General features: G+C 40.4%; 17 protein-coding genes and 1 pseudogene. 17 read left to right on the top strand and 1 reads right to left on the bottom strand.

Annotation, left to right across the window (positions count from 1 at the left end; translation table 11 throughout):
• The first annotated feature begins 23 nt into the window (after positions 1-23).
• The 9 genes from AXE83_RS08325 (at position 24) to AXE83_RS08280 (ending at position 5,295) form a co-directional block, all read left to right on the top strand.
• Entirely contained in the window at positions 24-479 is a 456-nt protein-coding gene (locus tag AXE83_RS08325; RefSeq protein ID WP_060956110.1) for a GNAT family N-acetyltransferase, read from the top strand.
• Positions 480-564: 85 nt separating this feature from the next.
• Positions 565-1,314: a tRNA pseudouridine(38-40) synthase TruA gene (truA, locus tag AXE83_RS08320; protein ID WP_045763152.1), complete on the top strand. Its 750-nt coding sequence runs from the start codon at positions 565-567 to the stop codon at positions 1,312-1,314.
• Complete coding sequence (locus AXE83_RS08315; protein WP_060956109.1) at positions 1,304-2,077, top strand: bifunctional hydroxymethylpyrimidine kinase/phosphomethylpyrimidine kinase; 774 nt, start codon at positions 1,304-1,306, stop codon at positions 2,075-2,077. Before truA ends, AXE83_RS08315 begins: the two co-directional genes overlap by 11 nt.
• Entirely contained in the window at positions 2,055-2,516 is a 462-nt protein-coding gene (locus AXE83_RS08310; RefSeq protein WP_000814958.1) for an ECF transporter S component, read from the top strand. Before AXE83_RS08315 ends, AXE83_RS08310 begins: the two co-directional genes overlap by 23 nt.
• Positions 2,517-2,584: 68 nt before the next feature.
• Positions 2,585-2,809, top strand: coding sequence for a YqgQ family protein (locus AXE83_RS08305; RefSeq protein WP_000646475.1), 225 nt, complete (start codon positions 2,585-2,587; stop codon positions 2,807-2,809).
• A 5-nt stretch (positions 2,810-2,814) separates the two neighbouring features.
• Entirely contained in the window at positions 2,815-3,195 is a 381-nt protein-coding gene (locus AXE83_RS08300; RefSeq protein ID WP_000259323.1) for a rhodanese-like domain-containing protein, read from the top strand.
• A 91-nt stretch (positions 3,196-3,286) separates the two neighbouring features.
• Positions 3,287-3,514 carry a hypothetical protein gene (locus tag AXE83_RS08295; protein WP_000660082.1) on the top strand — a complete coding sequence of 76 codons (228 nt, stop codon included), beginning with the start codon at positions 3,287-3,289 and terminating at the stop codon, positions 3,512-3,514.
• 85 nt (positions 3,515-3,599) lie between these two features.
• Positions 3,600-4,948 (top strand): IS3 family transposase gene (locus tag AXE83_RS10700; protein WP_150114541.1). Its coding sequence is split into 2 segments (ribosomal slippage): positions 3,600-4,041 and positions 4,041-4,948, totalling 1,350 coding nucleotides; the frame shifts between segments, so codons are not numbered across the junction.
• A gap of 119 nt (positions 4,949-5,067) precedes the next feature.
• Entirely contained in the window at positions 5,068-5,295 is a 228-nt protein-coding gene (locus AXE83_RS08280) for a hypothetical protein (protein WP_060956107.1), read from the top strand.
• Between the two features lie 40 nt (positions 5,296-5,335).
• Here AXE83_RS08280 and AXE83_RS08275 read toward each other — a convergent pair whose 3' ends face one another.
• Complete coding sequence (locus AXE83_RS08275; protein WP_060956106.1) at positions 5,336-6,061, bottom strand: pseudouridine synthase; 726 nt, start codon at positions 6,059-6,061, stop codon at positions 5,336-5,338.
• Between the two features lie 501 nt (positions 6,062-6,562).
• Between AXE83_RS08275 and AXE83_RS08270 the strand changes: the two genes are divergently transcribed.
• The 8 genes and pseudogenes from AXE83_RS08270 to AXE83_RS11795 form a co-directional block, all read left to right on the top strand.
• Positions 6,563-7,261: a class B sortase gene (locus tag AXE83_RS08270; RefSeq protein ID WP_060956105.1), complete on the top strand. Its 699-nt coding sequence runs from the start codon at positions 6,563-6,565 to the stop codon at positions 7,259-7,261.
• A gap of 98 nt (positions 7,262-7,359) precedes the next feature.
• The gene (locus AXE83_RS08265; RefSeq protein WP_223299857.1) at positions 7,360-7,887 is read left to right on the top strand and encodes a hypothetical protein; all 528 of its coding nucleotides are present in this window, start codon (positions 7,360-7,362) and stop codon (positions 7,885-7,887) included.
• Complete coding sequence (locus AXE83_RS08260; RefSeq protein ID WP_083501009.1) at positions 7,871-17,338, top strand: DNRLRE domain-containing protein; 9,468 nt, start codon at positions 7,871-7,873, stop codon at positions 17,336-17,338. Before AXE83_RS08265 ends, AXE83_RS08260 begins: the two co-directional genes overlap by 17 nt.
• A 10-nt stretch (positions 17,339-17,348) precedes the next feature.
• The gene (locus tag AXE83_RS08255) at positions 17,349-17,738 is read left to right on the top strand and encodes a barstar family protein (RefSeq protein ID WP_223299856.1); all 390 of its coding nucleotides are present in this window, start codon (positions 17,349-17,351) and stop codon (positions 17,736-17,738) included.
• Positions 17,739-18,016: 278 nt separating this feature from the next.
• On the top strand, positions 18,017-19,606 hold the full coding sequence (locus AXE83_RS10695; protein WP_083501008.1) for an RHS repeat-associated core domain-containing protein: 1,590 nt from the start codon (positions 18,017-18,019) through the stop codon (positions 19,604-19,606).
• Positions 19,603-19,911: a hypothetical protein gene (locus AXE83_RS08245; RefSeq protein ID WP_060956103.1), complete on the top strand. Its 309-nt coding sequence runs from the start codon at positions 19,603-19,605 to the stop codon at positions 19,909-19,911. The genes AXE83_RS10695 and AXE83_RS08245 overlap by 4 nt, the downstream gene beginning before the upstream one ends.
• Positions 19,912-19,941: 30 nt before the next feature.
• A complete protein-coding gene (locus tag AXE83_RS11290; protein WP_190279312.1) occupies positions 19,942-20,079 on the top strand; it encodes a hypothetical protein in 138 nt (45 codons plus the stop codon).
• Between the two features lie 281 nt (positions 20,080-20,360).
• Positions 20,361-20,480 (top strand): annotated as a pseudogene (locus AXE83_RS11795) (hypothetical protein); the annotation flags it as partial.
• Positions 20,481-20,496: the final 16 nt, after the last annotated feature.

The following is a 20,496-nucleotide window of genomic DNA, read 5'->3' as shown; positions in this document are numbered from 1 at the left end:
ACAGATAAGATGGTGAGGTCAAGATGACAATTCGTTTTGAAGAAAATGTGAGTATAGAAAACGCTCAATTCGTATGCCAATGGTCCAACTCTCTCGGCAAACCCTTTCAAGAACAATGGATGGGACCAATGATTCCTTTTCCCTTGACAATTCAAATCTTGCAAGATTTGGAAGGAATCTTTTCAATCTTTGGTGGACAAGAGTTTGTGGGGCTTATCCAGAAAATCAGGCTAGAAGACAGGAATCTTCATATCGGGAGATTTTTTATCAATCCCCAGAAACAGGGGCAGGGATTAGGTAGCCAGGCTTTAAGGAAATTTATTAGTTTGGCCTTTGAAAATGAAGACATAGATACTATTTCTCTAAATGTCTTCGAGGCAAATCAAAGAGCTCAGAATCTTTACCAAAAAGAAGGATTTGAAATCGTTCAAATGGTTGAAGCACCTGTACGAAAATATATGATGATAAAATCTAGATAAGAATTAGATTATATCAATAACTGTCCCCGTGCAATTTTTGGTTTTCAAACTTGTTGCAGAGAAATTTTCTTGATAAAATAGATATATGACTAGATATAAAGCTATCATTTCCTATGATGGTTACGCCTTTGCTGGTTTTCAACGGCAACCACACGCGCGTAGTGTCCAAGAGGAAATTGAAAAAACTTTAACCAAATTAAATAAAGGGCAGGCCATTACCATTCATGGTGCTGGGCGAACGGACAGTGGTGTTCATGCCTTAGGGCAGGTCATCCACTTTGATCTTCCCTATCAGATGGATGAGGAAAAGCTTCGCTTTGCTCTCGATACTCAAAGTCCTGAAGATATTGATGTGATTTCGATTGAGATTGTGGCTGATGATTTTCATTGCCGTTATGCCAAGCATAGCAAGACCTACGAGTTTATCGTGGATAGAGGGCGTCCTAAAAATCCTATGAGACGTCATTATGCCACCCACTATCCATATCCACTTGATGTGGAACGGATGCAGCTTGCTGTAAAAAAACTAGAGGGAACACATGACTTTACTGGTTTTACAGCATCAGGGACTAGTGTGGAGGACAAGGTTAGGACGATTACGGAAGCCAGTCTTAGGGTTGATGAAACAGGACAATTTTTGACCTTTACTTTCTCAGGCAATGGCTTCCTCTATAAGCAGATTCGAAATATGGTTGGAACCTTGCTGAAAATTGGTAACAACCGTATGCCAGTTGAACAGATTGACCTCATCTTGGAGAAAAAAGACAGACAGTTGGCAGGTCCAACTGCAGCGCCTAATGGTTTGTATTTAAAGGAGATTCGTTATGAAGAATAATCGTATTTTAGCACTTTCAGGAAATGATATTTTTAGTGGTGGTGGATTAGCTGCTGACCTTGCCACCTATACTTTGAATGGTTTGCATGGATTTGTAGCCATGACCTGCTTGACTGCTTTGACAGAAAATGGTTTTGAAGTCTTTCCGACGGATGAGACTATTTTCCAACAACAGTTGGATAGCCTGAAAAGTGTAGACTTTGGAGGGATTAAGATTGGTCTCTTGCCGACAGTCGGTGTTGCTGAAAAAGCCTTGAATTTCATTAAGGAAAGATCAGGAGTTCCTGTCGTCTTGGACCCTGTATTGGTTTGTAAGGAAACGCATGATGTTGCAGTTAGTGAGCTCTGTCAAGAGTTGATTCGCTTTTTCCCTTATATGACTGTAATTACACCCAATCTACCTGAGGCAGAATTGCTTGCAGATCAAAAGATTGAAAGCCTGGAAGACATGAAGGCTGCAGCGCAGAAATTACATGACTTGGGTGCACCAGCAGTGATTATCAAGGGTGGAAATCGCCTCAGTCAGGATAAGGCTGTGGATGTCTTTTATGATGGGGAGAATTTCACTATTCTTGAAAATCCAGTTATCCAAGGACAAAATGCTGGTGCAGGATGTACCTTTGCATCAAGTATTGCCAGCCAGCTAGTTAAGGGAGACGAACTCTTACCAGCAATTGAAAGTTCCAAAGCCTTTGTTTACCGTGCCATTGCACAAGCAGATCAATATGGAGTGAGACAGTATGAAGCAAACCAAAACAACTAAAATTGCCCTAGTATCTATCTTGGCAGCTAGTTCTGTCGTATTGGGGTATTTTATAAAAATACCGACACCAACTGGATTTCTAACACTTTTGGACGTTGGAGTCTTCTTCACAGCCTTTTACTTTGGCAGTCGTGAAGGGGCCGTTGTTGGAGGTTTAGCAGGATTTCTTATTGACCTCATTTCAGGCTACCCTCAGTGGATGATTTTTAGCTTAATTAACCATGGTTTCCAAGGTTATTTCGCAGGCTTTAAAGGGAAATGGCAATGGCTAGGCTTAGTCTTAGCGACTTTATTCATGGTAGCTGGTTATGCCTTGGCATCAGCTTGGATGAATGGTTGGGGTGCAGCTATTCCAGAAATCATTCCAAATCTCATGCAAAATATCGTTGGAATGACTCTAGGATTTCTTCTTTGTCATAGTGTGAAGAAATTCAGATGATCGTGAAAAAAGGAAACCTACCCCGAACTATTAGGGAACTATTGAAAAAACTCTGATTATTTGCTAAAATGAAAGCTATGAAAACACTCTACGATGTGCAACAATTTCTCAAACAGTTTGGTATCATTGTCTATATGGGAAAACGTCTCTATGACATTGAACTGATGAAGATCGAGCTATCTCGAATCTATGATGCAGGCTTGATGGACAAGCTGGATTATCTTGAAGCGGAGGCTGTTCTTCGCAGAGAGCACAAACTAGAATTAGACTATTTAGAAAAAAATGGAGATTAGGTAATATGGTAACTTGGGTATTATGGGGACTTATTGTAGCGATGTTGGCTTGGATGGGATATAACTATCTTCGCATTCGTCGTGCAGCGAAAATTGTAGACAATGCAGAGTTTGAGTCTTTGATTCGTACAGGTCAGTTGATTGACTTGCGTGATCCAGCTGACTTCCACAGAAAACATATCCTCGGAGCTCGTAATATTCCTTCAAATCAATTGAAGACAAGTCTTGCAGCTCTTCGCAAGGATAAACCTGTCCTTCTCTATGAAAACCAACGTGCGCAACGTGTCACAAACGCAGCACTTTTCTTGAAAAAACAAGGTTTCTCAGAAATCTATATCCTCTCTTACGGATTGGATTCTTGGACAGGGAAGGTGAAATCTAATTAACAATGTGAAAAATCTTGTCACATATGTTTAATATAAAGTCTTGGCTTTTTATGGTATAATTGTTAGTATAAAATTTAAGGAGTTTTTGAAGATGAAAGAAAAGAAAAAACCATCACTTGTTTTAGGTGTCCTATCTATCGTCCTTGGTTTGCTATCTCCAATCGTAGGTCTCGTTTTGGGGATCATTGGTCTAGTCTTGGCTAATTCACATCAAAAAGAATCTGAGCTTGATTACAAAACAGAACGAATTCTTAATATCGTAGGGATTGTAATTTCTGTAGTTAACTGGGTTGCAGGGCTCATCTTAATGATGCACTAATCAGGATTCTAACAAAAAAAGCTTTATCTTTGAACTGCACCCCAAAAGTTAGACATAAAAATCTAACTTTTGGGGTGTTTTTATTATGAAATTAACTTATGAAGATAAAGTTCAAATATATGAATTAAGAAAGAAAGGAGAGAGCTTTAGACAACTTTCAAATCAATTTGGGATAAACATTTCTAATCTTCAGTACATGATTAAATTGATTAATCGTTATGGAATAGAAATCGTCAAAAAAGGAAAGAATTGTTACTATTCTTCTGAACTAAAACAAGAGATCATTGATAAAGTTCTTCTTGAGGGACGTTCACAAATTAGGGTGTCTCTGGATTATGCTCTTCCAAGTAGTGGATTACTTTCGAATTGGCTGGCACAATATAAGAAAAACGGGTATACTATTGTTGAGAAAACAAGAGGGAGACCGCCTAAAATGGGATGTAAGCCAAAGAAGAGATTTGAAGATATGACAGAATTAGAACGTCTTCAAGCAGAAAATGAGTACTTGAGAGCGGAGAATGCCATTCTAAAAAAGTTGAGAGAACTCCGATTGAGGGACGAAAAGGAGCAAGAAGAAAAACGGAAATTGTTCAAGGACTGGTAACAGAGTTTTCTTTAGATATCCTTCTAAAGATTATTAAGCTTGCCCGTTCAACCTATTATTACCACTTAAAACAGCTGGATCAAAGCGATAAGGATTATGATATTAAAGCTGAAATTCAGTCAATTTATACTGAGCATAACGGAAATTACGGCTATCGTCGCATAACTCTAGAATTACGAAATCGTGGCTTCGTAGTGAACCATAAGAAGGTGCAGCGTCTTATGAAAGTACTTAGTTTAACGGCTCGAATTCGCCGTAAACGGAAGTATTCTTCATACCAAGGAGAGGTTGGCAAGAAAGCAGATAACCTTATTCAACGTCAATTTGAAGCAACCAAACCAATGCAAAAGTGCTACACAGATGTGACAGAATTTGCCATTCCAGCAAGCAGCCAGAAACTTTATTTATCACCAGTTTTAGATGGCTTTAACAGCGAAATTATCTCCTACAATCTTTCTACTTCGCCGAACTTAGTACAAATGAAAGCTATGCTAGAACAAGCCTTTACAGAGAACCATTACGAAAATACAATTCTCCATAGTGACCAAGGATGGCAATACCAACACGATTTCTATCATCATTTTTTAAATAATAAGGGAATCCAACCATCTATGTCACGTAAGGGAAATAGCCCAGATAACGGTATGATGGAATCTTTCTTTGGCATTCTTAAGTCTGAAATGTTTTATGGTTATGAGAATACGTTTCAGTCACTTGAGCACTTGGAACAAGCTATTGTAGACTATATTGATTACTACAACAACAAACGAATTAAGGTAAAACTAAAAGGACTTAGTCCTGTACAATACAGAACTAAATCCTTTGATTAAATTAATTGTCTAACTTTTTGGGGTCAGTACACTTTAAAAGCTTTTTTTGTTTTATCCAATTGATAAAGCTAATTTTTATAGTATTATTCATTTGTATGAGTTTAAGGAGTTTTTAGAATATGCAAGAAAAGAAAAAAGCGTCACTTGTTTTAGGTATTTTGTCTATCATTCTTGGTTTGCTTTCGCCGGTGGTAAGTTTGATTTTGGGGATCATTGGTCTAGTCTTGGCTAATTCACATCAAAAAGAATCTGGACTAGACTATAAAACAGAACGAATTCTCAATATCGTAGGTATTGTAGTTTTTGTAATAAACTTGATTGTAGCCATAGCGAGAGTTTATGGATAAGCAATAACAAAAAAGCTTTGAAGTATAAAGCTTTTTTGTTTTATCCACTGTTTTCTAAATAATTTTTTATAACCTGTAATTCTTCTTTGTTCAGAAGTCGGAACTCACCTTCTGCTAGCTTAGGGTCCAATATAAAATTCCCGAATTGAACTCGTTTGAGAGCAGTTACCTTGACACCGACAGAGAGGAACATTTTTTTGACTTGATGAAACTTTCCTTCAGATATGGTGATAGTGGCTTTGCTGAGACTAGGACTTGAGGATAAAATCTCAAGTTGAGCAGGTTTACAGATAGTTCCATCAAGAAAGACAATCCCATCTTTAAACTCTTGAATATGGTCGGGAGTTAGTGGCCCATTGACCTCTACTTGGTAAGTTTTATCGACATGGTATTGAGGATGGAGGAGTTGAAAACCTAGAGGCCCATTGTCCGTTAAGAGGAGGAGTCCTGTCGTATCCCGATCCAGACGACCGATGGCGTAGAGTTGGTCAGACTGGAGATGCTGAGGAAGGAGGTCCATGACCGTTGGGAGTTTCTTATCCTTGCTTGCAGTTACGGCTCCATTTGGCTTACGGAGCATGAGGTAGGTGTGTTCGTATCCTTGAATTCTTCTGCCTTGGAACATCAGTTCTTGAAGTCCTGTATCAACATTCTGTGCAAGGGAACTAGCAGGGAGTCCATCAACTAAAATTTCTTTTTTCAAAAGAGCCTGTTTCATGGCTTTTCGACTGATTTTTTCCTGGGCTAATAATTTATCTAAACGCATACCAGCCTATCTTATCATAAGTCGGAATTTTTGAAAAGAAAAGGAATGAGAAATTTTTGCAATATCAAGCACAATGTGACAAATTCGTCCAAATGGTTAATTGAGTATTTTTTAAGTCAATTGAACTAGCTTAATGAATGTTTACAGATTTGTAGCAAGGGTTTTTTTGAATTTTTATCTTGTAAAGATTTATAAAAAAATTGGATTTAGTCGCATTTCACCTGCAACAAACTCTTTCAATAAGCTTTAAATCTTTCTGATGCATAAATTTGAGATCAGAGTTTGTATGAATAATTTTGGTCAGAATAAAAAATAAACATATCTATCATTTATTATAGAGTCTTTGTGATTCTAGTATATTAGACGAACCTATCTTCTCTATTGGATTTGATTTTATAACAGTACATTTTCCTAAATATGGTAACCAAAAGACACTTTATAAAAAATTGCGTTTACAAAGCCAGTGTTTGTCTGATATAATGATATCACAGGAGCGATTATATGAAAATTTTGAAGTTTAGTTTATCACTAATTATAATAATTATGGTTTTATTTTTAGGTTTAAAGGTCTTAGATGGCTTTGAACAGATGGCTGTGGAACAACATTCTCAAAACTCAGTTGAGAAGAAGTTTCATAAGAATCCAGATGTTTTTGCTTGGCTAACAGTTGAAGGGACTCGGATTGATTACCCAGTCGCTCAACATCCAAGGGATGATGCTTATTACCTTTCTCACGATATAGATGGTGAAGAGACCTCTTATGGAGCTATATTTACAGAGCTGGTTAACAAAAAAACATTTGAAGATCCTGTCACGATTATCTACGGACATGCGATGTTAGATGATTCGATGTTTGGGTCTTTAGATTATTTTGCGAAGCCAGCTTTTTTTAAGGAGCATGAACGTATTACGATTGACACCTTGACTCAACATTTTGAATATGAGGTGATGGCAGCTCACTCTTATACAGATGATCATCTTTTTCATACATTCGAATTAGGGAGTCTAGAAGGACTTGGATATTATTTAGAAACATTGAAAACAAGATCGTTGGACTATGGAGGAGCCTATCGTAAGATAGACATAAATCCTCAGAAAGATCGATTTTTAATCTTATCAACTTGTGATGCTTTTAAAAATGATCAACGTTTTGTAGTTACAGCCCGCTTAAAAAGTGTCAAAGAAAGGACAAATAAATGATGAAAGCACTAAGATTTTCTAGATTTTGGAGACTAGCTACTGGCCTACTGTGTTTGGGACTAGGTCAACGATTTTTATATAAAGGAGCTATCTCTCCTATGGTAGTTGAAGAAGGATTATCGCTCATTCTGACCTCACTTAGCCTATTGTTTTTAATCATAGGATCGGGTCTTGTCCTTCCGATAGCGATCTGGTTCTATAGGCAGTACTGTGTAGATAAGCGTTTAAATCGTACCCTTTTAGCTTACATACTCAGTGCGATTTTATGTGGTATCCTCATCGGAGGGTTTGGCCAAATTTTATACGATCATACGAGTATGGAGTATGACCATGTCAAGATTACTATCTGGGCTTTTACTACCATTATCCAAACGTTTCTTAAAGTAATCTTATCCTATAGCCTGGTGAGTATTTACAAAGCTTTACCAATTAAAAATAGGTTAGAGCAGTTGCGACTACCTGTTCTAGTATCAACGATTCTTGTTGCCTGTTGTATAGCTCTTGCTATCTTGTTTTCAATACTAGGTTCATTTGTTTTATCAATCGTTGATGCTCTAATATTAATTTTTACACTTTATTATTTTATTTATCTTACAAAGGAGAATACCGATGAAAAGACTGCGTAAGTCCATACAGTGGTTATTATTGCTGAGTTTATTTGTTTCTAACATGCCGTTGATCTATGCGGAAGAAATAAACCAAGCAATTAAACAAGGCCAGGCTGAGGAAGCTTATAAAAAAGCTGTTACAGAGGCGAGTATCCAGACTGTTGGTTCTGAAAATGCAAATACGGAAGGTTCGACAAGTGCTGATGCTTCAAAACCAGTAAAAGATGGAGGAGATGCCCTTCAACAACCCAAAGTGGTCAATGGAGAGAGTAAGGCAGAGGCAGAACTGAAAAAACAATACGGCGCACCAGTAGCGGTTAGTGGGCAAGAACAACTGTTTCGGGTTGATGATACTCACTTTGTGACGCATATTGGTAGTGATATCAAAACATATATTGATAAAGAAGGGGTAGAAGTTCCTGTAGATTTATCTCTTTATTCTTATCATGCTAATGGGAAGCATTATTATCTACCCAAAGAATCTCCAGTAGGTGTGGTTCTCCCGAGCGAAGTTAAGAAAGAGACTCCCATTGATATTACACATAAGGATGATAAAATTTCTTTGTATCCGCTTGATAAAACATATGAACAAGCAACTGTAGAAAAGAATGCGATCTTATACAACAATGTTGATGGCAAAACAGATGTGCAATATACGGTACAGTCTAATGGAGTCAAAGAAGAAATCATTTTAGCCGAGTGGGGTGGGAAGAACTCCTTTACTTATGGTTTGGATGCATCTAAGTATGATGTTTCTTTGAAAGACAATCAAATCCTTGTCCGTGAAAAGGGGAAAACGAAGATCCTCTTTGTACTAACTGCCCCAATGATGGTGGATAGTGTAGGCGCTACAAGTAATGCCTTAACCCTTGGATTGAAAAAAGGGGATGGGCGTCATGAAGTGACAGTCACAGCTAGTAAAGAGTGGTTGTCTGCTTCTGAACGTAAGTATCCTGTTAGGATAGACCCAACTGTAACAGTTCCACGAGAAAAAATTCTTGACATTGTTACCTCATCTGTACATGGGCAATATCAAGGTTATTCTTATGGGTATGTTGGATATCTAACAGCCGAAATGATCGGAATGACGGGTGTTCCAGGTGTTCGTGACATCGGACGTGCAAGGATGTACTTTAAGATTAATTACGATTTTCAAAAGAGTATTCCTAAGGAAGCGCGTATTGATAGTGCGAGTCTAAACATCTATGAATATACGGCACCAGATTCTCAATCAACCCAGTTTGCAGCTTATCGCTTGAAACAAGACTTTGATATCAATAACCTCACATGGGATACTTCTGTGGGCCTTGATATGGAAATCGCAGGAAAGAATGCGACCAGTGGTAAGAAGATTGGAATGCATAACTTTGATATCCGTGAGACTGTAAATGCATGGGTTCAAGGTTTGGAACCAAACTATGGCCTAGTTGTAGCTGCAACCGACGAAGGCTCAGATGGTGGTGCTTTCTATACAACTGAAGCGACGGCAGAAAATGCAGGACAGATTGGGTTTACTCCAGACAAGGCTCCAAGTTTGACGATTAATTGGTCCGTTCCAGATCCAGTTGATGTCAATTATCCAATAGGGAACACAACTATCAATCTTCGGACAATGGTGAAGACAGATAAGAAAGGAAAATTGCAATTTCAGGGAGTCTTTGCGGATGGTCTGACAACGCCGGGTGCTCAGGTTGATTACAATCTTAGTGATACTGCGAAAGACTACAAGGGACAAAGCCCTGCAAGTTTTTCTTACAAATACCCTGATAGTAGTTCCTTTGATGCAGCATTTGAAAAAGGAACGACCAAATATAAAGATAAACTTTCAAACTGGCAGACTCAGGTGCCTTTCACAGAACCTGAACTAAACAAGGTTTATACGATTGACGCAGAGAGTAAAAAGGATAGTCAAACTAGTGGTAAAAAATCAAGTGATACTTTCTTGATTTACAAAGTTACCCAGTTTGATACACTTCCAAAGATTGCGGCATACTATGGAGTACCGCTCAATCAACTTGCTTACGATAATCGTATCCAAGATATGATGCTTGTGCAAAATAACACCCTATTTATTCGTAATCCAAGAAAGAATGCCGATAAACCTTATAATCCACCAGCTTTGACATCCAATACAAAGTCGGAAATAGACAGGCTTTTAATGGGGCGTGGCCTTCACTGTGAATTTGGATTTGAGCCAATCAATCTAAACACGGGGAATTTCTACCTAGATCGAACAGATGTTTCTATCACTGATGTTGACGGCAAGTTTGAAATTACTCGCGCCTATAATTCCAAAGCAGCAGGTATCAATAGTCTATTTGGACGTGGTTGGTCATTTGCCTTTAATGAGCAGTTATCAAGCGATGAAGATCAAAATCTCTACTATACTCGTACAGACGGTTCTATCCTTAAGTTTGCGAAGGATGGAGATGGCTATCGTGCTCCAAGCGGTTATGATCTCACTCTCGAAGTAAAAACAGTTGAAACAAAGAAAGGTGACTTTGGTGGAGACGAAAAAGAAGACTACGATGTTAAGGAATACCGAATTGTCGATCACAACCATCAAGAGAAAATTTTCAACTATTACGGTCTTTTAACGAGCCAGACGGATGAAAAAGGTAATAAAACAAGCTTTGATTATAATGAAAATTACCAGCTGGTCAAGATTACCTCTCCTACAGGCTTGGTTTATAGTATCACCTATAATACAGATGGTTATATTGGTGCGATTCAAATCCCTAATGGCTCAACTTTGACCTATGAATATGACACGAATGGTCATTTGATTACCTATACGGATGCGACAGGTGTTCCTACTCGTTATGAATATGACGATAAGGGACGTATGACAGCCTGGTATGATGGAAATGGCACCAAGGTTATCCAAAACGAGTACGATGAGGAAAATCGTGTCATCAAGCAAACAGATGGTGCAGGTGCTGTTTCAACTCTTTCTTATAGTGAAGGTCAGACAATCACTACCGATGGAAATGGCGATCAAACCGTATATACTTACGATGAGCAATATCGCACAACTGGCATTCGCTATGCAGATGGAACTAGTGTCTCAAAAACGTATGATGAAAACAACCGTCTGTCAAGCGTGACGAATGAAGCGGGGCAAACAACTCGCTACACCTATGACAGCAATGGCAATACCTTGACAGAAACGCGTTTTGATGGTGCGGTAAAAACTTCTAGCTATGATGAGAAGAATCATCTTCTGTCTTTGACTGATTTTAGTGGTGCATCAACAGCACATAACTATGATGCGAATGGTAATCTAATCCAGACAACATTGCCAGATGGGTCTAAGATTACCTATACTGTCGATCAGCAAGGACGCATCTTGTCTACAACAGATGCGGCGGGGCATACAACTTCTTTTGCCTATCAAGGTGCGAATCTGGTAAGCCTCACTAATCCTTTGGGAGGCGTATCAACCTTTACCTATAATGCACACAATCAAGTCACTAGCATTACGAATCCTCTCGGTGGGACCAAGACCTTTACCTATGATGCAGAAGGTCGCAAGCTTAGCGAAAAAGATGCCGATGGTGTTGGGACGAGCCATACTTTTGATAAGGCAGGTCAAGTGACAGCTGTGACAGAAGGCAATGGTAACACGACTACCTTCACCTATGATGGTTTCGGCCGTAAAGTCGGTGCTTCGAATGGAGAAGGTGGAACCTATAGCTACACTTATGATGGTGTTGGAAACCAGCTTTCCGTGACTGATGCAGAAGGACACGCTACTAGCTATACATATGATAGCAAGGGTCGTTTCCTAACAGAAACCAATGCTTCAGGGCAAGCAACTACCGTTACTCGTGATGCGTTGGGTCGAATTGTCACTCGAACCAATGAAGCAGGTAATAGTAGTAGCTTGACTTATGATGATAGAAACAATGCCGTTAAAACCATCACAGATGCTTTAGGTCAAGTTACTCAAAACACTTATGACGCGGCAGGAAATATAACCTCAGTTTCTTATCCAATCGGTACAAAGGCAGAAACTACTTATGATATCATGGGGCGTGTGCTCTCTTACACCGATGAAGCAGGTCAGAGAGTGACCTACACCTATGACAGTGTCGGTAATAAACTCAGTGAAACCAAAGAGAAAAAGACTACCAGCTATACCTATGATGCTGCGGGAAATGTGACAGGTGTTACCTACCCAGATGGTAGCAGTGTTTCATATGTGTTGGATGCGATGGGGAATATCCTGTCCATGACAGACGCCCTTGGAAAAGAAACGACTTATGAATATAGTAAGGCAGGGCGCCTGATCGCAACGACCAATGCCTTGGGTCACCGCACCAGCATGACCTATGATGCCAATGGCAATCAAAATAGCCTAACAGATGCGGCAGGCTATACTGCTAGCACGACTTATACAGGCCAAAATCAAGTTTCCAGTATTACAGATGGTTTAGGCAATGTCACTAAGATGGCCTACAACCAGATGGAACAGTTGACAGAGTTGACAGATGCCTTGGGTGGTAAGACTCAGTACACCTATAATGAACTAGGCTATCCGATTCAGGTCACCGATGCTAATGGCAATGTCACTAAGATGACCTATACCTCAACGGCTCAACTGGAAGAAGTGACTCTTCCAGACGGAACTACCGTAAGACAAGAATACGATGCCCTTGATCGTCTCATCAAGCAGACGCATTCTAGTGGTTTGGTAACAGAGTACAGCTACGATGCCGCCAACCGAGTAGTGAACAAAAAAGATAATCAGGATCTCAATGAGACCTACACCTACGATAAGGCAGGAAATCGCCTCACTTTAATCAACAGCTTGGGTGAGGTTACCCAATATAGCTATAATAGTGACAACCAACTGACTAAGGTGGTCTACGCAGATAAGACCAGCGAAACCTTCACCTATGATGTCATGGGCAATGTCGCAAGCTCAACCGACCAAGAAGGTAAGACCAAGACTTATCACTATGATCAAAACGGCAATCTGCTTAAGACCGTCGATCATCTAAAACGTGAAACCAAGTATAGCTACGATGCTCTCAACCGAGTGGTGACAGAGTCGGATGCCGATGGAAATACCTCTACTTACGAATATGATGTCCTTGGCAACCTCTCTAAAATGACAGATGCCAATGGCCATTCAAGTAGCTATGGTTATGATGCTAATAAAAAATTGGTGCTCTATACGGATCCAAATGGTCAAGCAACAGCCTTTAAGTACGACCCATTAGGACGAATCATCGAAACAGTAGCTCCGACAGGAAGCAAGCAAAGCTTCAGCTATGATGCTTTGGGGAATCGTTTGAGTGAAACAAGTGGCGAAGGTCATACAACGACTTACAGCTATGACAGTATGAACCGTGTCAGCAGTAAGAAACGTCCAACAGGTGGAGAGGATCGGTATGCTTATGACGCTACAGGTAGCTTGTCAAAAGAAACAGATGCTAACGGTCATAGCACCAACTATGTCAATGACCTTTATGGTCGTGTGACCAAACGCACCTTACCAAATGAGGCGGCTTATACCTATGCCTATGACGCCTTGGGCCGTCTCACTAAGCAAACAGGTCCACAGGGGCTATCAAAAACCTATAGCTATGATGTGTCTGGAAACTTGGTGCAAGAGACAGACCAATCCGATCGAAGCAATCACTATAGCTATGACAAGGTTGGCCGTCTCTTAACGGCTAAGAACGCCCTTGACCTTGAAACCAAGTATAGCTACGATGAAGCGGGGAACCTAGCCAAACTGACCAAGCCGTCAGGTGCTACAACCACTTTTGACTATACAACCCTCGATCAACTAAAAACGATCAAAACGCCAACTGGTCGAACAGTGGAATCAAGCTATGACCCCGTCGGTCAGGTGACCAAACGAACCATCAATGGCAAGCGCGAAACGACCTATACCTATGACCCAAATGGCAATCTCCTTGAGGAGACGAATCCTCTCGGTCAAGTAACCAAGCGGACCTATGATAGCCTCAATCGCCTCACCTCAGAAAGCGATACGGCAGGCCAGTGGACTAAGTATGGCTATGACCACGATAACCATCTCACGAAAATCACAGATGAAGCTGGCGGCGTCGCAAGTATGACCTATGATGCCAATGGCAACCTCACCAGTGTCACATCCGGAAGCAAGCGTGTCAAGACCTACACCTACGACTTAAAGGATCAGTTGCTTACAGCGACACAAGGAAGTGGAGAGAAGGCTTCTACCTCTAGCTATACCTACGACAGTGTGGGCAATGTCACTTCGGTTACGAATGGAAATGGCAAGGTCACAAGCTACAGCTATGACCAGCTTTCCAATCTAGTGGAACGCATGACCAGTCTCGGAGATAAGGAGACCTATACCTATAATGTCAATAACCAGCTCGAAAAAGTAACCAAGTCCGATGGGAAAACCATCAGCTATGACTACAACAAGCTGGATCAACTGCTCAAGGTGGAGTACTCTGAAAAGCAAGATGGGCAAGTCCTCTATACCTATGATGCGGATGGACGTCGGGTGTCTATGAGTGACCTGACAGGAACTAGTCAGTACGCGACCAACGAAGAAGGCGAGATCACGGGTGTTCGTCAGGGAGATGGTAGCCTGATTCAGTACGAGTATGATGCCAATGGCAATATCTCGAAGATGATTTACCCAGATGGTAGCACAGTTTCTTATACTTACGATGAACTGGATCGTCTCACTTCCGTGACAGATGTCAAGGGACAAAAGACCAGCTATAGCTATAACACAGCAGGGGATCTGACGGAAGTTAATCGAGGAGATGGAACCAAGAGCTTCTTGACCTATGACAAGGCTCACCGTCTCACCGAACTCCGTCACATGGACAAGCAGGACAAACTCATCTCCAGCTATGGCTATGAGTATGATGATGGTGGCTACATTGCCAAAGAAACCATCAAGCAAGATGGCGAAACCCTAGTCCATACCTACACTTACGATACTCTGGGTCAAGTGGAAAACATGACCGTATCGGATGGAGCTGGTAAGGAACTTTCCAAGCTCTTCTACACCTATGACTTAGCCGGCAATAAACTAACCAGCACCGAGACAGTCGATGGTAAGGAGAGCCAGACACGCTTTACCTACGATGACCATAACCGCTTGACCAAACTAGAAGGTCCAGATGGCACTATCACCTATACCTACGACAAGAATGGCAATCGCATCGCCTCTGAGAAGAACTCAGAGAAGCTAGACTACATCTACGACACCGAGAACCGCTTGCTTGCGATCAAGGACAAGAAGGGTCTTCTCATGGCTGCACTTTACGACGGAGATGATAATCGTGTCTTCACTGCTAGTCGCAGGGAAGGCAAGAACACCTATCAACTCTTCCAACGCAAACCTAAGGAAGATCAATCTGGTGATCAGGCATCGCATGCAGGTAGAGGCAAGTCAGGTCGTAAGTCGCCATACACAGCCCCAAGTGGGGAAGAAAACTCCCTCTTCTGGTATGGCTTTAGTCAGAATGTTCTCCAAGCTCTATCCACCCTACCACAGACAGTAGGAAGCATCTGGAACAGCATCTTTGACGATGTGTCTAGAGCCTATCACCAGAAAGTGGCTAAGGATCGAGCAACCAAGGAAGGGATCGTGGTCAATCCACCAGAACTCGGTAACTTACCGGGTCAGGGAGAAGTAACCTATGCCAGTCAGGTTCAGGATGTCCTCATCCCTTACACCACACGAGAGGATACTTACAACTACTACGAGGAACGCAACTATGTCAACGATGTCAATCGTGAACATACAGAAGTCCTTGAAACCTATGATCATGATGGCAAGGCACGAGAGACCTATAGTTATGGCAAAGGTCGAGCTAGCTACCTCAACAACCAAACAGGCGACAGCTACAACTATTTGACCAATCAGTCAGGCTCTGTGACAGGCTTGACCAAGGATGGACAAGCCGTCGCATCAAGCAGCTATAACCTCTATGGCGCAAGAAAGGCAAGCACAGACACAACAGGCAATCCATTTGCCTATAACGGCGAAGCTCGTGACGATACTGGACTTGACTATTTACGCGCAAGATATTATGATAGTCAGGGAGGTACTTTCTTAACCGAGGATAGTTACCCAGGTGAGGACACAGATCCTCTCAGCCAGAACCGTTACAGCTATGTGCAGAACAACCCCGTCAACTATACCGACCCGAGTGGGCATAGAATGGTCTGGATGGGTGGTGAAGGCGAACCAAGTCGTCCTCGTAGTATAAATACGCGCCAACAACGTTTCTACCAACAAAGTATTATCGGACAAGATGCTTTAGGTCGTGCAGTGTCACTACATGAATACACGGATCGTCGTATTCAAACCGATCGAAACTTCCGAGCACCAGCAAGTTATTATCAAGCTTTTGGTCCCAATGTGGCAACATATCAGGGTGGAAGTTACGGAGGACAAAGTTCTTATGCATATGCCCAACAACAAGCAGCGCGCGCAAGAGCCCAAGCAGAACAGCGCCGTCGCCAACAGATTCGCTATGAATATGGTTTAGCGACAGGGATCAAGTCATCTCCAACCATCCGGGAAGGATTAAATTTACTTCGTAATTGGAATACGGCATTACAGAACACCTTGAAGCATGTATGTAATCCAAAAACGACTAAGGGTCAAGATGATGCTAGCAAGAAAAAACTGACAGCTAGTGAGTTACGACAACTCGTCAAAAAAGCAAATTCTGGCGATATGTCTGCGGTTGCAGCCTTGTCTAGAAGCTATGATGGTAAATCAGGTATAGGAACAGACACGCGTACAAAAGAAGAGATAGCAGCAGGGAATAGACGTGTTTGGAAGAATGCGGAAGATGGCTTAAAGAAAATACCTTATATAATCGGAGAGTTTTTCTCAGTCAACGATACATACCGTCTAACTACAGGGAAAGATCCTGAAACAGGTGAGAATGCCAGTCGCATAGAAGCAGCTGGATGGCTACTAGCTGATATCGTAACATTAAAAACTAGTAAAGTTGCCAAGGGAGCTAAAGCTGCTAGTACAGGCTTGCAAGCCCTAGATGCGATTAATGATGCATCAAAAGCTGCGAAGGCAGCAGATAGAGTTAAAGATGCTTCGAAAGCTGCAAAGGCTGTGGACGATGCGTCAGATGCAGCTCGTGTGGTTGATAAAGTCAAAGATAGTATTCCTAAAATAAACTACTCAGATTTACCGACTAATGTCCAAAATTCATATAAAAAATATTCCGATATAAAATGGGAAGGTAGTTTTAAAGGGCAGACAGAGGGAACTGCAGCAGGAAAAAAATTTAGAAATGCTGATAATTCATTGCCAAATATTGATAAGCATGATTCACCAATCACTTATAAGGAGTTTGATGTCAATAATAAACTACCATCTAAAGGGAGAGATGGAGAAAGATTTGTAAGAGGAAGTGACGGAAGTGTTTACTACACAGATGACCATTATAAAACGTTTAAACAAATAAAGTAGATTAGAAAAAATGATAAAAAATAAAATTCACTATATACTAAAACAAAATATTGACGAGATACTATCTTCTGAAGATTTTGTAATTCTATTCGACGGGAAGAAAATTCGCAATAAGAATGAATTATTTAGTTTTCTTGAGGAAACTATGGATCTTCCTGATTCAGATAATTGGAGCTCATTGATAGATTGGTTAACTGATCTATCTTGGTTGAAAGCAGACAAATATGCTTTTGTATTTGACAATTATAATTCTTTCTTAGCAGATGATTTTGTTTCGAAGGAGCTGTTTTTAGAAATTCTGAAAGAAGATGTTTTGCCGTGGTGGGAAAATGATGCTAAAAAATATGTAGTAGGAGGAGTTGCAAAGAGTTTTCAAGTCTATATCATAAAGAATGATTAGGAGTAGAGTTGAAACTAATGATATAGAGGCTATTAAAGATATATCAAACTTCATTTGGTTATATTTTTTGAAGGAATATTGGTAAAAACTGAACTGCACCCCAAAAGTTAATTAGAAAGTCTAATTCTTTGGGGTGTTTTGCTATGAAATCATCAAAAGATTAAATTTTTAGTCTCACCGAACTCCGCCATGTAGATAAGCAGAATAAGCTCATCTCTAGCTATGGTAAGGGTCGAGCTAGCTACCTCAACAACCAAACAGGTGACAGCTACAACTACTTGACTAACCAGTCAGGCTCTGTGACAGGCTTGACCAAGGATGGACAAGCCGTCGCATCAACTATCTATAACCTCTATGGGGCAAGAAAGACAAGCACCGACACAACAGGCAATCCATTTGCCTATAATGGCGAAGCTCGTGACGATACTGGACTTGACTATTTACGCGCAAGATATTATGATAGTCAGGGAGGTACTTTCTTAAGCGAGGATAGCTACCCAGGTGAGGACACAGACCCTCTCAGCCAGAACCGATACAGCTATGTGCAGAACAACCCTGTCAACTACACCGATCCAAGTGGGCATAGAATGGTCTGGATGGGTGGTGAAGGCGAACCAAGTCGTCCTCGTAGTATCAATACGCGCCAACAACGTTTCTACCAACAAAGTATTGTCGGACAAGATGCTTTAGGTCGTGCAGTGTCACTACATGAATACACGGATCGTCGTATTCAAACCGATCGAAACTTCCGAGCTCCAGCAAGTTATTATCAAGCTTTTGGTCCCAATGTGGCAACCTACCAAGGTGGAAGTTACGGAGGACAAAGTTCTTATGCATATGCCCAACAACAAGCAGCGCGCGCAAGAGCCCAAGCAGCACAGCGTCGTCGCCAACAAATTCGCTATGAATATGGTTTAGCGACAGGGATCAAGTCATCTCCAACCATCCGGGAAGGATTAAATTTACTTCGTAATTGGAACACGGCATTACAGAACACCTTGAAGCATGTATGTAATCCAAAAACGACTAAGGGTCAAGATGATGCTAGCAAGAAAAAACTGACAGCTAGTGAGTTACGACAACTCGTCAAAAAAGCAAATTCTGGCGATATGTCTGCGGTTGCAGCCTTGTCTAGAAGCTATGATGGTAAATCAGGTATAGGGACAGGCATACGCACGAAAGAGGAAATTGAAGCTGGTAACAAACTGGTTCGGGAGAATGCAGTAGATGGCTTAAAGAAAATACCTTATATAATCGGAGAGTTTTTCTCTGTCAACGATACATACCGTCTAACTACAGGGAAAGATCCTAAAACAGGTGAGAATGCTAGTCGCATAGAAGCTGCTGGATGGCTACTAGCTGATATCGTAACTTTGAAAACTAGTAAAGTTGCCAAGGGAGCTAAAGCCGCTAGTAAAGGATTGCAAGCCCTAGATGCGATTAATGATGCATCAAAAGCTGCGAAGGCAGCTGATAGAGCTAAAGATGCTTCGAAAGCTGCAAAGGCAGTGGATAAGGCGTCAGGAAATCTTTTACCTATGACCTTAGATAATCTCCAAATGTTTGCGAAGAAGCCTCTTAAAGTGGATAATATGAGTGAATTTTTTAAAACAGAATTTGGCACAAAAATAAAAAGTTCACTTAAAAAAACTTCTAAGCAACAGCAAGGCCAATCAATTTATGAAGTTGTTGATAAGGGGATTGATGGTCTTAAAAAAGGAGATCAACTTTATTTGGATGCTAGGCATAAAGATCATTTTGAAGTTTTTAATAAGAATGGTAAAATAAGTTTGGTGCTGAATTTAGATGGAAGTGTCAACTTAACTAAAACAGAATTAGCAATTAGGCAAGGAAGGAGATTAAAGTGACGATAGAAACAGAATTGAAAAAAATTAGTAAAAGTTTATCTTTAATAAATGACAGCCAAACCTTCAATAAGATATCTTCTACTAATTTAGAAAATATAGATGATATTTTAAATAATTATTTACCCCTTCATTTAAAATGGATAGAGAAGGGAAATTCTTGGATTATTGAGTCATTAAGTGAAAATCATCAATTAGATAGACAAGCATTTTCTCAATTACTTGTAGGTGTTAGAAACTTATATCTTGATTTAGAAGAACTAAATGATTTATTTATTGAAGTATCCAAGGAACTTGATGATAATTGAAGTATGTTGGCTGTCCCAGAGAAAGTAGGGATGAGATGGTTTGGAATACATATTGGAACAGAACGTGTACTTATTTACGAAGGTGAGAAGAAATATTTCTTAGATTCAAATACTGGTGAAAAAATTTTTAATAGAATTGGTATAGATTTAAGGATATTGAAAAATTAATATAAATCTCTCATTGAAAACCTAGTTTATTAAAACACTTTATAACACTTAAAATCTTACTTAAGAATGTGATATATTTTAAATATCCTATCTAGCTGTAGTAGAACCATATATAAAACTCTCGAGGGTGAACTTCTTCGAGAGTTTTATGTTACACCTATGACTTAAAGAAACAGTTGCTTACAGCGACATAAGGAAGGGGAGATAAGGCATCCAGTCGTTATAACCTCTATGGCGCAAGAAAGACAAGCACAGACACAACGGGTCAGCCATTTGCCTATAATGGCGAAGCTCGTGACGATACTGGACTTGACTATTTACGAGCAAGGTATTATGATAGTCAGGGAGGTACTTTCTTAACCGAGGATAGCTACCCAGGTGAGGACACAGATCCTCTCAGCCAGAACCGTTATAGCT

This window comes from Streptococcus sp. oral taxon 431, assembly GCF_001553685.1.
Classification (GTDB): domain Bacteria; phylum Bacillota; class Bacilli; order Lactobacillales; family Streptococcaceae; genus Streptococcus.
This window is presented reverse-complemented; position numbering and strand designations above follow the sequence as displayed.

What these genes read in the sequence shown, in the direction of transcription:
- AXE83_RS08325 (WP_060956110.1), top strand. Translation starts at nt 24, where the DNA reads ATGACAATTCGTTTTGAAGAAAATGTGAGTATAGAAAACGCTCAATTC.
- truA (WP_045763152.1), top strand. Translation starts at nt 565, where the DNA reads ATGACTAGATATAAAGCTATCATTTCCTATGATGGTTACGCCTTTGCT.
- AXE83_RS08315 (WP_060956109.1), top strand. Translation starts at nt 1,304, where the DNA reads ATGAAGAATAATCGTATTTTAGCACTTTCAGGAAATGATATTTTTAGT.
- AXE83_RS08310 (WP_000814958.1), top strand. Translation starts at nt 2,055, where the DNA reads ATGAAGCAAACCAAAACAACTAAAATTGCCCTAGTATCTATCTTGGCA.
- AXE83_RS08305 (WP_000646475.1), top strand. Translation starts at nt 2,585, where the DNA reads ATGAAAGCTATGAAAACACTCTACGATGTGCAACAATTTCTCAAACAG.
- AXE83_RS08300 (WP_000259323.1), top strand. Translation starts at nt 2,815, where the DNA reads ATGGTAACTTGGGTATTATGGGGACTTATTGTAGCGATGTTGGCTTGG.
- AXE83_RS08295 (WP_000660082.1), top strand. Translation starts at nt 3,287, where the DNA reads ATGAAAGAAAAGAAAAAACCATCACTTGTTTTAGGTGTCCTATCTATC.
- AXE83_RS08280 (WP_060956107.1), top strand. Translation starts at nt 5,068, where the DNA reads ATGCAAGAAAAGAAAAAAGCGTCACTTGTTTTAGGTATTTTGTCTATC.
- AXE83_RS08275 (WP_060956106.1), bottom strand. Translation starts at nt 6,061, where the DNA reads ATGCGTTTAGATAAATTATTAGCCCAGGAAAAAATCAGTCGAAAAGCC.
- AXE83_RS08270 (WP_060956105.1), top strand. Translation starts at nt 6,563, where the DNA reads ATGAAAATTTTGAAGTTTAGTTTATCACTAATTATAATAATTATGGTT.
- AXE83_RS08265 (WP_223299857.1), top strand. Translation starts at nt 7,360, where the DNA reads ATGGTAGTTGAAGAAGGATTATCGCTCATTCTGACCTCACTTAGCCTA.
- AXE83_RS08260 (WP_083501009.1), top strand. Translation starts at nt 7,871, where the DNA reads ATGAAAAGACTGCGTAAGTCCATACAGTGGTTATTATTGCTGAGTTTA.
- AXE83_RS08255 (WP_223299856.1), top strand. Translation starts at nt 17,349, where the DNA reads ATGATAAAAAATAAAATTCACTATATACTAAAACAAAATATTGACGAG.
- AXE83_RS11290 (WP_190279312.1), top strand. Translation starts at nt 19,942, where the DNA reads ATGAGATGGTTTGGAATACATATTGGAACAGAACGTGTACTTATTTAC.